Raw genomic sequence first — 13529 nt, 5'->3', positions numbered from 1 at the left:
GCGTGTGGATCGTTCCCGCTCATGGCCCGCGATGTAGGTGCGCGGCAGGTGGGTGCAAAGGGGGCTGTTCACGCGAAGACGCGAAGCCGCGAAGAGGGGGTTCACGCGGAGACGCGGAGACGCGGAGGGGTTGCGCTCGACACGAAGCGTCTTTCTCCCTCGCGAGACAATCGCAGGAGGGCCGCTAGCGCGGCGCGCCCTCTTCTTCTCCGCGTCTCCGCGTCTCCGCGTGAATCATCCTTCTCCTTCGCGTCTTCGCGTCTTCGCGTGAATCACCTTTCCACCCCCTTCGCCTTCCCCCACGCCCGCGCTGCCGTGTAGCCGAGGTAGCCCGTACCGAAGAGCGCATAGAGCGGCTCAGGAATGGCATTCAGATACGCACCCGCCCCCCGCGCCATGGCGATGGCGACGTCGGGCCGGATCGCGGCGATCAGGCTCATCGGGATGGTCCACAGGATCAGCGCATACATCACGTAGAGGAAGGCGGGGCGCGCGCGGCGCACCCACGGGTCCTCCGCAGCGGGCCGGCGCGGCGTCACGAGACGCGCCCCGCGAGCCAGCCGTACAGGAAGACTTCGTTGGCGGGGCGGCGCTCGGCGAGCGTGACATAGCGTTCGCCCTGCAAGGCATCGATCGCCTTGACCAGCACCGCCTCCCCCGCTTTGCCGCGCCGCGCGAGGAAGGCATCGAGCGCCGCGAGCGTTCGCGCGCCCACCGCCCCGTCGGCGGCGAGGTCGGGATAATCGGCCTGCCCGCGGTTGAGCGCGTTGAGCGCCCGCTGGAGAAAGCCGGTTGCGGTCGCCGTCCCCATGTTGACGCCGGTATCGAACAGCTCGCCCGCCAGCACGGGCGCCCGCGTGGCGATCCGGTCGAAGCCCGGCCCCCGCCAATAGACGCGTTCGTAGATCTCGGCGGCCCGCGCCCGCGGCAGGTCGCGGATCGCCCCCTGCCAGCCGTTGGCACGGGCGACCGCGGTGGTGATCCCCCAATGGGTGGCGCCGCCCCGATCGGCGGGATGGTCGACATAGCCGCCCTCGCGGGCGATCAACCGGTCGATAAGGGCATGGATGGTCATGATGCGCTCCCCTGCTGTGACGGTGCGGGAGGATCATGGTTTTGAGGAATAGGACAGGGGGTGGGTCTGGCGCCGGGATTTCCGGTTGCTGGGCAAGGAGATGCGCCGACCGGGTTGCGAGCGGCGTCCAACACGCCTTGGCGGCGACTCACCCGCCCCGGCCCACACGATCCGTCACCCCGGACTTGGTCCGGGGTCCACCGGGCCGCGGGGGAGGGTTCTCGCCTCCAGCCCTGCCCCTCGCCGCAGAGTGGACCCCGGAACGAGTCCGGGGTGACGGAGAGAAAGGGTCAGCCGCGGCGCCTCCCATCGCCCCGGGTTTGCATCGCGGCGCGCTTCGCGCTAACCGCGCCGCATTCGCATGGACCCGGTGCAATTCCGGGTGGCTATTCCGGCCGCCGATCCGCCGGACAACGTATACCGCGCCCTTTCACACCATTGCCTTTGCCGGTGATGCCTCACCTTGCGCGGTCGATACGGACCCTCGTTTCATGACTTTCGATTTCGCCCGCTACCGCGCCGAATGGTATAGCGGCCCCGCCGCCGCGCGCCGGGACATTCTTGCCGGCATGGTCGGCACCTTCGCGTTGATCCCAGAGGTCATCGCCTTTTCCTTCGTCGCCGGCATCGACCCGCAGGTCGGCTTGTTCGCCTCCTTCGTCATCGGCATCGTCATCGCGATCTTCGGCGGGCGCCCCGCCATGATTTCGGGCGCGGCCGGCTCGGTCGCGCTGGTCGCCGCGGCGCTGGTGACCGCGCATGGCCTGTCCTATCTGCTTGCCGCGACCGTGCTCGCGGGCCTGTTGCAGGTGCTGTTCGGGCTGCTCCGGCTCGACGTGCTGATGCGCTTCGTGTCGCAGTCGGTGCGCACCGGCTTCGTCAACGCGCTCGCGATCCTGATCTTTTCGGCGCAGGTGCCGCAGCTGCTCGGCGTCGACTGGCACACCTATGCGATGATCGGGCTCGGCCTCGTCATCATCTACCTCACGCCGCGGGTGACGACCGTCATTCCGTCGCCGCTGATCTGCATCGTCGTGCTGACCGCCGTCAGCGTCGCGTTTCCGATGCCGCTGCGCACGATCGCCGACCTCGGGCGCCTGCCCGACGCCCTGCCCGCCTTTGCGCTGCCCGCGGTGCCGATCGAATGGCGCACGCTCGGCATCGTCGCGACCTATGCGCTGGCGATGGCCGCGGTCGGCCTGCTCGAATCGCTGATGACCGCGCGCGTCGTCGACGACCTGACCGAGAGCGGCAGCGACAAGGCGCGCGAGGCGACCGGCCTCGGCCTCGCCAACGTCGCCGCGGGACTGTTCGGCGGCATCGCCGGCTGCGGCATGATCGGCCAGACCGTCGGCAACGTCCGCTATGGCGGGCGCGGGCGGCTGTCGACGCTGGTCGCGGGCGTGTTCCTGCTCGTCGTGATGGTGCCGCTGCGCCCCTGGGTCGAGCAGGTGCCGGTCGCGGCGCTGGTCGCGATCATGGTGATGGTGTCGATCAGCACCTTCTCCTGGGGATCGCTGCGCGACCTCGCCCGCCATCCCAAGGTGTCGGGCGTGGTGATGCTGGCCACCGTTGCGGTGACGGTGGCGACGCACGATCTGTCGGCCGGCGTCGCGGTCGGCGTGCTGCTGAGCGGCGTGTTCTTCGCGTTCAAGGTGATGCGGATGATGCGCGTCGACGTCGCCTATGACGCCGGCACCGACACGCGCGTCTACACCGTGTCGGGGCAGGTGTTCTTCGCCAGCGCGGAAATGTTCGCCGACCGGTTCGACCTGCGCGACACCGCGACGCGCGTGCGGATCGATTTGACGCACGCGCATCTGTGGGACGTGACGGCGGTCGCGGCGCTGGACGACGTCGTCGCCAAGATGCGCAGCCATGGGATGGTGGTGGAGCTGGTCGGGCTCAACGCGGCGAGCGCGGTGCTCGTCGACCGGCATGCGCCGCTGGTGATGGGGGTTTGAGCGGGGGCATTGCCCTCCACGCTCGTCATTCCCGCGGAGGCGGGAATCCAGACTGGCTGACGGTGCGGCTTTATCGCCAGCGTTAGAGGTTATGGATCCCCGCCTGCGCGGGGATGACGTGGCTCATGACGGAAAAGGCCGGGCGCGACCCTGTCGTCGCGCCCGCCCCTACCCGATCAATACACCCGCTTCTTCGGCTTGATGTATTCGACGTCGTCGGTGAGCGTGTAATCGTGGACCGGGCGATAATCGATCGCGGTCGCGCCGCCGACGCCGCCCCAGCCGGTGAAGGTGGCGATCGTATGCTTCATCCAGTTCGCATCGTCGCGATCCGGGTGATCCTCGTTCACGTGCGCGCCGCGCGATTCCTTGCGGTTGGCCGCCGAATCGATCGTCACCAACGCCTGCGCCACCAGATTGTCGAGCTCCAGCGTCTCGATCAGGTCGGTGTTCCAGATCAGGCTGCGGTCGTTGACCTGCACATCCTGCATCGAGGCGTAGATGTCCTTCATCAGCGCCTGGCCTTCGCTGAGCAGCGCGTTGTCGCGGAACACCGCGCAGTGCTTCTGCATCGTGCGCTGCATCCTGCCCCGGATTTCCGCGGTCGGCGTGCTGCCGGCGGCATTGCGGAACTTATCGAGGCGCGTCAGCGACAGCTCTTCCGAACCCTTGGGCAGCGGATTGTGCGTCGTGTTGGGCTTGCAGATGTCGGCGATGCGCTTGCCGGTCGCGCGGCCGAACACCACGAGGTCGATCAGCGAGTTCGAGCCGAGGCGGTTCGCGCCATGGACCGACACGCACGCCGCCTCGCCGACCGCGAACAGGCCGGGGACGACCGTGTCCGGATTGCCATCGACCAGGTTGACGACCTCGCCGTGGAAGTTCGTCGGAATGCCGCCCATGTTGTAATGGACGGTCGGCGTGACGGGCAGCGGCTGGCGCGTCAGGTCGACGCCGGCGAAGATCTTGCCCGTCTCGGTGATGCCCGGAAGGCGCTCGTGCAGCACCTTGGGATCGATATGGTCGAGGTGCAGGAAGATGTGGTCGCCGTTCTTGCCGACGCCGCGGCCTTCGCGCATCTCCATCGCCATCGAACGCGACACGACGTCGCGCGACGCCAGGTCCTTCGCCGACGGGGCATAGCGCTCCATGAAGCGCTCGCCTTCGGAATTGGTCAGATAGCCGCCCTCACCGCGCGCGCCCTCGGTGATGAGCACGCCCGCGCCGTAGATGCCGGTCGGGTGGAACTGGACGAACTCCATGTCCTGCAGCGGCAGGCCGGCGCGCAGCACCATGCCGCCGCCGTCGCCGGTGCAGGTGTGCGCCGAGGTCGCCGAGAAATAGCAGCGGCCGTAGCCGCCCGTCGCCAGCACGGTGTTGTGGCTGCGGAAGCGGTGGATGCTGCCGTCTTCCATGCACAGAGCGATCACGCCGCGGCACACGCCGTTTTCCATGATCAGGTCGAGCGCGAAATATTCGACGTAGAAGTCGGCGTCGTAGCGCAGCGACTGCTGGTACAGCGTGTGGAGCATCGCATGCCCCGTACGGTCCGCCGCGGCGCAGGTGCGCTGTGCGGGCGGGCCTTCACCCATGTTCTGCATCATGCCGCCGAACGGGCGCTGGTAGATGCGGCCCTCGTCGGTGCGGCTGAAGGGCATGCCGGCATGTTCCAGCTCGTACACCGCCGCCGGCGCCTCGCGGACCATGTACTCGATCGCGTCCTGGTCGCCCAGCCAGTCAGACCCCTTGACGGTATCGTACATATGCCAGGTCCAGTGATCCGGGCCCATGTTGCCGAGGCTCGCGGCGATGCCGCCCTGCGCGGCGACGGTGTGCGACCGGGTCGGGAACACCTTGGTGATGCAGGCGGTCTTCAGGCCGTTCTGCGCGCATTCCATGACGGCGCGCAGGCCCGAACCGCCCGCGCCGACGACGACGGCGTCATAAGTGTGGTCGATGATCTTATAGGCAGGCGCGTTCATGCCGCAGCTCCGAAGGCGACCTTGAGGATCGCGAAGATGGCGATCGCGGCGGTCGCGACCGTGAAGAAGTTCAGGGCGATCATATAGGCGACGCGCTTTTCGCCGTGCTGATAATCCTCGATCACCACCTGCAGCCCGAGGCGGAAGTGGTAGAAGACCGACACGATCAGCAGGATCATCGGCACCGCGACCCAGCTGTTGCGCAGCCAGTCGTGGACGCTGGCATAGTCAAAGCCCGGCAGGCGCAGCAGCGAGAAGACGAACCAGAGCGTCAGGAACAGGTTCGATCCCGCGGTGACGCGCTGGCGCCACCAGTGATGCGCGCCTTCCTTGGCGCTGCCGAGGCCGCGGACGCGGCCGATGCTGGTGCCCGAACCCATTACTTCATCCCCAGGTAGAGCCAGAAGGCCGCGGTCAGCACCACGCCGCCGACGATGACGACCATGCTGAACATCTTGTTGCGCTTCAGTTCAAACGCGGCGCCCGCGTCCATCACCAGGTGGCGGATGCCGTTCAGCGCGTGCGTGAAGAACGCCCAGGTCATGCCGACGCCGATGATCCAGCCGAGCGGATTGAGCGCGCCGCTGTCATGCGTGAACACGTCGCGGAAGGTCGCGTAGCTTTCCGCCCCGCCCGCGATCGCGGCGAGCCACCACACCAGCAGCACCGTGCCGACCGTCGCCATCCCCGAACCCGTGGCGCGATGGAGGATGGAGACCAGCATATGCGGCCCCCAGCTGTAGTGGAGCTTCAGAAAGCCCGAGAAAAGATGCGGGCTGCGCGGGCGCGCCGGGGTACGGGATGCCATGAACGGTCCTCGGGCAAGATCGATTGCAGTGCCTATTAGGCCACGCGTTCGCCGATGCAACCCATAGCATCCGCTCCTAACGGAGCATTAACCACTTGGGCGGTAGGCACGACGGTCGAGAGGCCCGTTTACCGGGCACGTCGCTCGTTCGCCGGAGACTTCAGCTTTGCCCGACATCGCCCTGCCGCCCCCGGCCAGCATCGCCGCCAAGATCGACCTGCCGAGTCGAATCAAGGCGTTCGATGGCGGCGACGACACATTGGTCGCGCAGGCGCGGGAATTGTGGACGATCATCGAACCCGACGCGGGCGAGATCGTCGATGCCTATTGGGATCATTGGCGCGCCGCCAATCCGGGCGCGCCGACCTGGACGCCGATGGAGGGCGAGCGTCGACGCGCGGCGGGCGTGGCCTATCTGCGCAACCGCTTCTGCCATCTGGAAGGGATCGCCTGGGTCGAATCGCTCGAACGCTCGGTAGCCGCCGCCTATGCTGCGGGTGTCGAGACGATGGAATTGCTCGCCATGTCGTGCGCCAGCGATCGCGCCGTCCTGAAGGCGCTGAAAAAGCGCCTGCCCGAAGACACGATGCACCGCACCGGACTGGTGGACGCACTGATGCGGCTGTTCGGCATGGAAACCGAGCTGACCGTCGCCCTGTTCGCCGGCTTTGCCGGCTATAGCGCCCATGCGGCGCGCGAGCGGCTGGCGGGCGATTTCCGCGAAGGCATCGCCGACGCGGTCGAGACCGCGACCGTCGAAGGCCGCACCTTGCGCGCACAGGCCGAGCGCAGCTCCGGCTCGGCGCGCGGCATGCTGGGCAAGACCAGCGAGGTCGCCGCCGCCGCCGAACAATCCGCCGTCGCGATCCGCGAGGCGGCACAGACCGCCGCGGGCCTGATCCGCGCGATCGAGGACGCACGGACCGAGGTGGAGGCCGCCGCCGAGATCGCCAGCCGCGCCTCACGCCAGGCGACCGACGCGGTCGGCATGTCAGAAACGCTGTCCGACCACGCCAAATCGATCGAATCGATCCTGGGCCTGATCCGCGACATCGCCGGCCAAACCAACCTGCTCGCGCTGAACGCGACGATCGAGGCGGCGCGCGCCGGTGACGCCGGCCGCGGCTTCGCCGTCGTCGCGCAGGAGGTGAAGAGCCTGGCCAACCAGACCGCGCGCGCGACCGACGACATCGCCGCCAAGATCGCTTCGATCCAGTCGGCGACGAAATCCACCGTCGAAACCAACGCCAGCATCCGCACGACGGTGACCGAGGTGCAGGAATCGGCCGATCGCATCCGCTTCGCGATGGAGGCGCAGGCGCAGACCGTCACCGCCATCACCGCCGCGGTCGACGAAACCGCGCTCGCTGCCGATTCGATGGCGAGCACGATCGCCACGATCCGCATGGACACCGAAACCGTCGCCGCCGAGATCGACGGCGTGGGCCGCGGCTTCGACAGGCTCGACGGGCGGTTGCAGACGCTGAAGAGCAGCGCGGGCGATTTCGTCGCCAAGGTCGCCGCCTGATGGCGCGCGCCATTTCGTCGCTCCGTTCGGCGAGGGGCTGAGCATCATGCAACGCCGCATCGTCGACCATCTGGGCGAATATGATTGGGACGGTACGCTCGCCGACACCTCGCGCGATATCTGTGCCTTGCTGTCGGAGGCGGATTATCGCGACATCGCGCGCTGCTTCTGGGACCAGTATCTCTCGCTGCCCGCGACGCAATCGGTCCGCCACCTGTTCCATGGCGATCGGCTGGAGCGCCGGATGCGCGAGAGCATCGACTATGCCCGGCTGAAATATGGCGACCCGTTCGACGACGGCTGGGTGAGGATCGCCCACCGCCATGCCGATCAGTGCATGCGATCGAACGTGCCCCTGCCCAGCCTGCAGGCCGCGCTCGCCCATTCGCACAGCCACACGGTCCGGATCCTCGAAGGCTATTGCACGGGCGACACGCCCCGCCTGCTGCGCATGTGCGACGCGGTGCAGCGCATCTCTCTGGTCGAGGCCGATCTGATGTCGGGCTATCTTGCCGAGGTTCACGAGAACGAAGCGCGCAGCGAACGGCAGGAACGCTCCGCCGCCTTCCGCGAAAGCATCGCCGTCTCGATCGAATCGGCGGTGGCGCTGGGCGCGCGCATCCGCGTGCAGGCCGACGCGGCCTCCACATCGACCCGCACCGTCATGGAAAAGGCGCGGATCGTCGCCAGCAATGCCGAGGAAACCGCGCTCGCAATGCGTAGCGCCGCGCAGACCGCCGCCGGCCTGACGCATGCGATCGACAGCGCCCGTACCGAGGTGGAGGCCGCCGCCGGCATCGCGACGCGCGCCAGCGAACATGCCGTGGATGCAGTGCGCGCCAGCGAGACGCTGTCCGACCACGCAAAATCGATCGAATCGATCCTGGGCCTGATCCGCGACATTGCCGGGCAGACCAATCTGCTTGCGCTCAATGCGACGATCGAGGCGGCGCGGGCGGGCGATGCCGGCCGCGGCTTCGCCGTCGTCGCGCAGGAGGTGAAGAGCCTCGCCAACCAGACCGCGCGCGCGACCGACGATATCGCCGCCAAGATCGCCGCGATCCAGGCGGCGACGCGGTCCACCGTCGAAACCAACATCAGCATCCGCCAGACGGTGGATGCGGCGCGCAACTCGGCGCTGCGCATCCGCAGTGCGATGGAGGAACAGGCGCGCACCGTCGACACCATCACCGCCGCGATCGACGAAGGCGCGCTCGCCGCCGACACGATGGCGGCGACGGTCGACACGATCCGCGACGACACGCATGCCGTCGTCGGCGAGATCGTGTGCCTGGGCGCGGGCTTCAGCGAGGTCGGCGACCGGCTGGCGCAACTGCAACGCTCCGCCGAAAGCTTCTCCGCCAGCGTGGGCTGACGCGGCTTTCCGCGCCTATCGCTGGCGGTTGCCCGCCCGGCCACCGCCGGTTAGGGCCGCGGCCATGACCATCATCGTTACCGGATCGAGCCGCGGCATCGGCGCCAGCATCCTCGCGACGCTCCGCGACGGCGGCCATGCCGTCATCGGCCAGGCGACCGCCACGGGCAACGGGGCCGACATCGCCGCCGATTTCGCCGACCCCGCCGCCCCCCGCGCGCTGTGGGATGCCGCGCTCGCCCGCGCGGGCGGCACGATCGACGTCCTGATCAACAATGCCGGCGTGTTCGAGGCCAATCCGCTGGACCGCGCGTCCGACGACTGGGTCGCCGACTGGGAGCGGACGCAGCGCATCAACCTGACCGCCGCCGCCGAGCTCTGCCGCCTCGCCGTGCTGCACTGGCAGGACCGGAAGGTCGGCGGCCGCATCGTCAACATCGCCAGCCGCGCCGCCTATCGCGGCGACAGCCCCGCGCACTGGCATTATGCCGCGGCCAAGGCGGGCATGGTCGCGATGACCAAGACGATCGCGCGCGCCTATGCGAAGGACGGCATCCTCGCCTTCGCCATCTGCCCCGGCTTTACCATGACCGGCATGGCCGACGACTATCTGGCCAGCCGCGGTGGCGACAAACTGCTCGCTGACATTCCGCTGGGCCGCGTCGCCGACCCGGACGAGGTGGCGACGCTCGCCCGCTTCTGTGCGCTCGAAGCGCCCGCCTCGATGACCGGCGCCGTGCTCGACATCAATGGAGCCTCCTATGTCCGCTGAGTCCAACGGCACGAGCTGGCGGATCACCCTGCCCTGCACTCGCGCCGAGGCGGAGGCGATCGACAGTGCGTCCGATCTCGCGATCGATGCGGTGCTGATGACCACCGAAGAGGTGGAGGACGACGTCGAACGCTGGCGGCTCGACGCCTATGTCGAGCATGAGCCCGATGCGGCGATGCTCGCGACGATCCACGCTCTGGTGCCGAGCGCGAGCGGCCATGATCCGGTGGTCACGCAGCTGGGCGACGAGGATTGGATCGCGATGAGCCAGGCGGGATTGGAGCCGATCCGCGAAGGCCGCTTCGTCGTCCACACCAGCGCGCACCCCGTCGCGGCGCCGGCGGGGGGACGCGCTTTCCTGATCGATGCGGGGCAGGCCTTCGGCACCGGTCATCACGGCACGACCAGCGGTTGCCTCGCCATGCTCGATGGCCTGGCGGTGGCGGGCAAGACCTTCACCCGCGCGATCGACGTCGGCACCGGCACCGGTCTGCTCGCCTTCGCTGCGGTCGAGCTATGGCCCGACGCGCTGGTCGTCGCGACCGACATCGATCCCGTCGCGGTCGATGTGACGCGCGAGAATGCCGCGCTGAACGGCATCGCGGCGGACGCGGTGACGCTGTTCGTCGCCGATGGCGCGCGCCATCCCGATATCGACGCCGCCGCGCCTTACGATCTGGTGATCGCCAACATCCTGGCGGGGCCGCTGGTATCGATGGCGCCCGAGCTCGCCGCGATCGCCGCGCCGCACGCGACCATCGTGCTGGCGGGCCTGCTGGAAACGCAGCGCGACTCCGTCGTCGCGGCCTACACCGCCTGCGGCTGCACGCTCGACGCGATCGACCGCCGCGGCGACTGGACCGTCCTGCGTCTCACCGCCGGCGCGGACCGCTACGTGCCCACCGCCCCCTTCGACCCCAAGGGCCGCGACGGCTGGGCGCTGGATCTCTGACCCCCTCCGTCATCCCGGCCTTGAGCCGGGATCCCGCTTCTTCCTCGACTGGCTAAGAGCGGGACCCCGGATCAAGTCCGGGGTGACGGGTTTCATCTGGAAACGGCTTCATCACCCGCACCGTCATCCCCGCGAAGGCGGGGATCCATAACCTCTGACCTCACGGCCCTATCAAAGGCCTGCGCGTCTGGATTCCCGCCTCCGCGGGAATGACGCCCTCGTCGGCTCAGCCCGCCTTCCCCCGCGCATAGGCCTGCGTGCCGTGCGTCAGCACCTCATCCCCCTCGACGATCGCCGCGACCGGAATGTCGTCCTGCGCCTTCAGCGCTTCGTACAAAGGCGCGAAGTCCGTCTCGACCGTCACGCGCAGCAGTTCGTCGAAGCTCGGAATGACGAAGTAATTCTGCTGAAAATCGTCGATCCGATACTCCGTCCGCATCACGCGCGCGATATCGAAGCCGATGCGATTGGGGCTGGGATCGTCGAGCGCAAAGCGGCTTTCGGCATAGCTCGACACGATGCCCGAGCCATAGATGCGCAGGCCTTCCGGCTCCTGGATCAGCCCGAATTCCACCGTGTACCAGTATAGCCGGCCCAGATACTTCAGCGCGTCGTGCTGCATCGCGCGCTGCCCGCCGCGGCCGTACGCCTCCAGGTAGTCGGCGAACACCGGATCGGCGAGCATCGGCACATGGCCGAACACGTCGTGGAAGACGTCGGGTTCCTGCAGATAGTCGAGCTGATCCGGCCGGCGGATGAAATTCCCCGCGACGAAGCGGCGATTCGCCATGTGATCGAAAAAAACATCGTCCGGCACCAGGCCCGGCACCGCCACTACCTGCCACCCGGTCAGCTTCATAAGCCGTTCGGACAGTTCCTCAAAATCCGGGATGCCGGGTTTCGACAGCTTCAGCACGTCCAGCCCGCGCAGATAGGCGTCCGATGCGCGGCCGGGAAGCAGTTGGGATTGGCGCGCGAACAGCGTATCCCAGGTCGCATGCTCCTCCGCCGTGTAATGCTGCCAGTTCTGGGGGATCGTCCAGTCTGCGGCGGCATCGGTGGGGGGCGAAGCGAGCGCGTGCGTGTCTGTGGCCATGACGACGGCGTAACATAAGGTTTCGGATGATACTATATGCGGCGATACGACGGATGGGACGGGGGCTGCTCGTGGCGCTTGCCGTGCTGGCCGTCGTCGTCGCGGGCTATGCCGGCGCCGGGATGATCGGTGGGGCGATTCCCGCCAACGCCGGCTGGCGGCCGCCGACGCGCGGCGTGCCCGTCTATCTCGAATCGAACGGCGTGCATGTGTCGCTGGTGCTGCCCAAGGTCGCGGCCGGAATCGACTGGCGCGACTGGGCACCGGGAGCCGACCTCGCCGATCCGCGTTATGCCCGTTATGACCATATCGCGATCGGCTGGGGCGAACGGACCTTCTTTCTCGATACGCCGACCTGGGCGGACGTGCGGCTGGCGACGATCCTGCACGCCGCAATCGGCAGCGACGCGACGCTGCTCCACGTCGAGCACGTGCCCGCGCCCGCGCCTGGCGACGGCATCCGCGTCGTGACGCTGCGGCCCGAGGAATATCGCCGGCTGGCGACCGGCATCCGCGCCAGCGCCGCGCCGGTCCGCCGCACCTTCCGCGGCTATGGCGCGAACGACGTCTTCTATGCCGGCACCGGCCATTACAGCGCGCGGCGCACGTGCAACGCCTGGGTCGGCGCGACGCTGGCGAACGCGGGCGTGCGGGTCGGGCGCTGGACGCCCTTCCCGATCACGGTGCTGTCATGGTTCTGAGCCGGTTGCAGACAGGCCTCGCCCGCTGGCGCAACGAACCGCCGTCGCACGCCCGCTTCGGCGACCGCTTCGATGCGCCCCCGCCCCCGCCCAAGGCGCTCGCGGCGAGCGAGGTGCCGCGCGTCGCCTGGATGCTCGCGACCCGCTGGCGCCACGCCGCCGCGCTCGCCGCGGTGCCGCAGGGCGCCGGCGGCACGGTGATGATCCTGCCCGGCCTATTCGATGCCGACGGCTCCAGCCTGGTGCTGCGGCGCTTCCTCGAAGGCCTCGGCTATCGCGCCGAAGGCTGGGGGCTGGGCCGAAACCTGGGGGTGAAGAGCGTCGGCGCGGAGGCGGAGCGACTGATCGCCCGGGTCGAGGCATTGGAGGCGGAGGACGGGCCGGTGACGCTGGTCGGCGTCAGCCTCGGCGGCATCATGGCGCGGCTGGTCGCGCATCGCCGGCCCGATCTGGTCCGGCGCGTGGTGACGGTCAGCTCGCCCTATGCCGGTTGGGGCCGCGCCACCAACGTCTGGCGCGCGTTCGAATGGGCGACGGGCGAGCGCGTCGACGACCCCGCCGTCATCGCCCGCAGCGAAGCGATCGCCGCCCCGCTACCGGTGCCCTGCACCGCGATCTGGAGCCCGCACGACGGCTTCGTCAACGGCTTCATCTGCCACGATCCCAGCGCCGACGCGGTGCAGGTGAACAGCGGCCACCTGGGCGTGCATATCCACCCGGAGGTTATGATCGCCGTGGCCGCGGCGCTGGCGAAGGGCGCGGTGGCGCAGGATCGGTGAAGGTTTGACACCCGGCGCACCCACCTCCCGTCATTCCCGCGGAGGCGGGAATCCAGACTGGCTGACCGTGCGGCTCCATCGCAGCCGTCAGAGGTTCTGGATTCCCGCCTTCGCGGGAATGACGGATTTGGGGGTGTCAGGCGCCGCCTCTCCCCACTTTCGTCATCCCGGCGGACGCCGGGATCTATGGTTGCGGTGAACGCCGTTGTCGCGTGCTACCATCAGTCGCCCGTGTCCATGGATCCCAGCGTTCGCCGGGATGACGAATTGGCGGGGGAGTGCCTGATGAACACCTCGGCCAAGGCCATATAGGCGTCATTCCCGCGAAGGCGGGAAACCAGACTGGCTGACCGCGCGGCTCTATCGCAACCGTTTGAGGTTCTGGATTCCCGCCTTCGCGGGAATGACGGATTTGGGGGTGTCAGGCGCCGCCTCTCCCACTCTCGTCATCCCGGCGGACGCCGGGATCCATGGTTGCGGTGAACGCCGTTGTCGCG

The 13529-nt window shown here is 68.4% G+C and carries 13 protein-coding genes and 1 other annotated feature; of the genes, 7 read left to right on the top strand and 6 right to left on the bottom strand.

Features of this window, described 5'->3' with window-relative positions; all coding sequences use genetic code 11:
- Positions 1-272: 272 nt before the first annotated feature.
- Both ACP690_RS09395 and ACP690_RS09390 read right to left on the bottom strand, forming a co-directional pair.
- Positions 273-539: a 3TM-type holin gene (locus ACP690_RS09395; protein ID WP_116461665.1), complete on the bottom strand. Its 267-nt coding sequence runs from the start codon at positions 537-539 to the stop codon at positions 273-275.
- Positions 536-1075, bottom strand: coding sequence for a glycoside hydrolase family 108 protein (locus ACP690_RS09390; RefSeq protein WP_426260934.1), 540 nt, complete (start codon positions 1073-1075; stop codon positions 536-538). The genes ACP690_RS09395 and ACP690_RS09390 overlap by 4 nt, the downstream gene beginning before the upstream one ends.
- Before the next feature lie 360 nt (positions 1076-1435).
- Positions 1436-1491 (top strand) — a sequence feature (sul1 is cis-regulatory element that is thought to sense ions involved in sulfur or methionine metabolism; They are found in Alphaproteobacteria).
- Positions 1492-1566: 75 nt separating this feature from the next.
- On the opposite strand from ACP690_RS09390, the gene ACP690_RS09385 reads away from it, so the two are divergent.
- Positions 1567-3039: a SulP family inorganic anion transporter gene (locus tag ACP690_RS09385; RefSeq protein ID WP_426260933.1), complete on the top strand. Its 1473-nt coding sequence runs from the start codon at positions 1567-1569 to the stop codon at positions 3037-3039.
- Between the two features lie 176 nt (positions 3040-3215).
- Here ACP690_RS09385 and sdhA read toward each other — a convergent pair whose 3' ends face one another.
- From sdhA to sdhC, 3 genes are read right to left on the bottom strand one after another with little or no spacing between them, the layout of a single operon-like run.
- Positions 3216-5021, bottom strand: a complete 1806-nt coding sequence (sdhA, locus tag ACP690_RS09380; RefSeq protein WP_294316468.1) for a succinate dehydrogenase flavoprotein subunit — start codon at positions 5019-5021, stop codon at positions 3216-3218.
- Positions 5018-5401, bottom strand: a complete 384-nt coding sequence (sdhD, locus tag ACP690_RS09375; RefSeq protein WP_426260932.1) for a succinate dehydrogenase, hydrophobic membrane anchor protein — start codon at positions 5399-5401, stop codon at positions 5018-5020. Before sdhD ends, sdhA begins: the two co-directional genes overlap by 4 nt.
- Entirely contained in the window at positions 5401-5829 is a 429-nt protein-coding gene (gene sdhC / locus ACP690_RS09370; RefSeq protein ID WP_331361671.1) for a succinate dehydrogenase, cytochrome b556 subunit, read from the bottom strand. The genes sdhD and sdhC overlap by 1 nt, the downstream gene beginning before the upstream one ends.
- 166 nt (positions 5830-5995) lie before the next feature.
- On the opposite strand from sdhC, the gene ACP690_RS09365 reads away from it, so the two are divergent.
- The 4 genes from ACP690_RS09365 to ACP690_RS09350 all read left to right on the top strand — a co-directional run bounded on the left by ACP690_RS09365 (position 5996) and on the right by ACP690_RS09350 (position 10456).
- Positions 5996-7357, top strand: a complete 1362-nt coding sequence (locus ACP690_RS09365; RefSeq protein ID WP_426289663.1) for a methyl-accepting chemotaxis protein — start codon at positions 5996-5998, stop codon at positions 7355-7357.
- Between the two features lie 46 nt (positions 7358-7403).
- Entirely contained in the window at positions 7404-8732 is a 1329-nt protein-coding gene (locus ACP690_RS09360) for a methyl-accepting chemotaxis protein (protein WP_331361672.1), read from the top strand.
- 64 nt (positions 8733-8796) lie between these two features.
- On the top strand, positions 8797-9504 hold the full coding sequence (locus ACP690_RS09355) for an SDR family NAD(P)-dependent oxidoreductase (RefSeq protein WP_017979698.1): 708 nt from the start codon (positions 8797-8799) through the stop codon (positions 9502-9504).
- Positions 9494-10456 carry a 50S ribosomal protein L11 methyltransferase gene (locus tag ACP690_RS09350; RefSeq protein WP_426260930.1) on the top strand — a complete coding sequence of 321 codons (963 nt, stop codon included), beginning with the start codon at positions 9494-9496 and terminating at the stop codon, positions 10454-10456. The genes ACP690_RS09355 and ACP690_RS09350 overlap by 11 nt, the downstream gene beginning before the upstream one ends.
- A gap of 226 nt (positions 10457-10682) precedes the next feature.
- Here ACP690_RS09350 and phhA read toward each other — a convergent pair whose 3' ends face one another.
- Positions 10683-11552, bottom strand: a complete 870-nt coding sequence (phhA, locus tag ACP690_RS09345; protein WP_043060563.1) for a phenylalanine 4-monooxygenase — start codon at positions 11550-11552, stop codon at positions 10683-10685.
- Positions 11553-11578: 26 nt separating this feature from the next.
- Here phhA and ACP690_RS09340 point away from each other — a divergent pair, with 26 nt between their 5' ends.
- Positions 11579-12253, top strand: coding sequence for a DUF2459 domain-containing protein (locus tag ACP690_RS09340; protein ID WP_426260929.1), 675 nt, complete (start codon positions 11579-11581; stop codon positions 12251-12253).
- Positions 12244-13032: an alpha/beta fold hydrolase gene (locus tag ACP690_RS09335; protein WP_426260928.1), complete on the top strand. Its 789-nt coding sequence runs from the start codon at positions 12244-12246 to the stop codon at positions 13030-13032. Before ACP690_RS09340 ends, ACP690_RS09335 begins: the two co-directional genes overlap by 10 nt.
- The last annotated feature ends 497 nt before the right edge of the window (positions 13033-13529 follow it).

The sequence above is a fragment of the Sphingomonas sp. DC4900 genome (assembly GCF_049896485.1).
Classification (GTDB): domain Bacteria; phylum Pseudomonadota; class Alphaproteobacteria; order Sphingomonadales; family Sphingomonadaceae; genus Sphingomonas; species Sphingomonas aquatilis.
The sequence above is the reverse complement of the archived record's forward strand: the minus strand, read 5'-3'. Positions and strand labels throughout refer to the sequence as shown.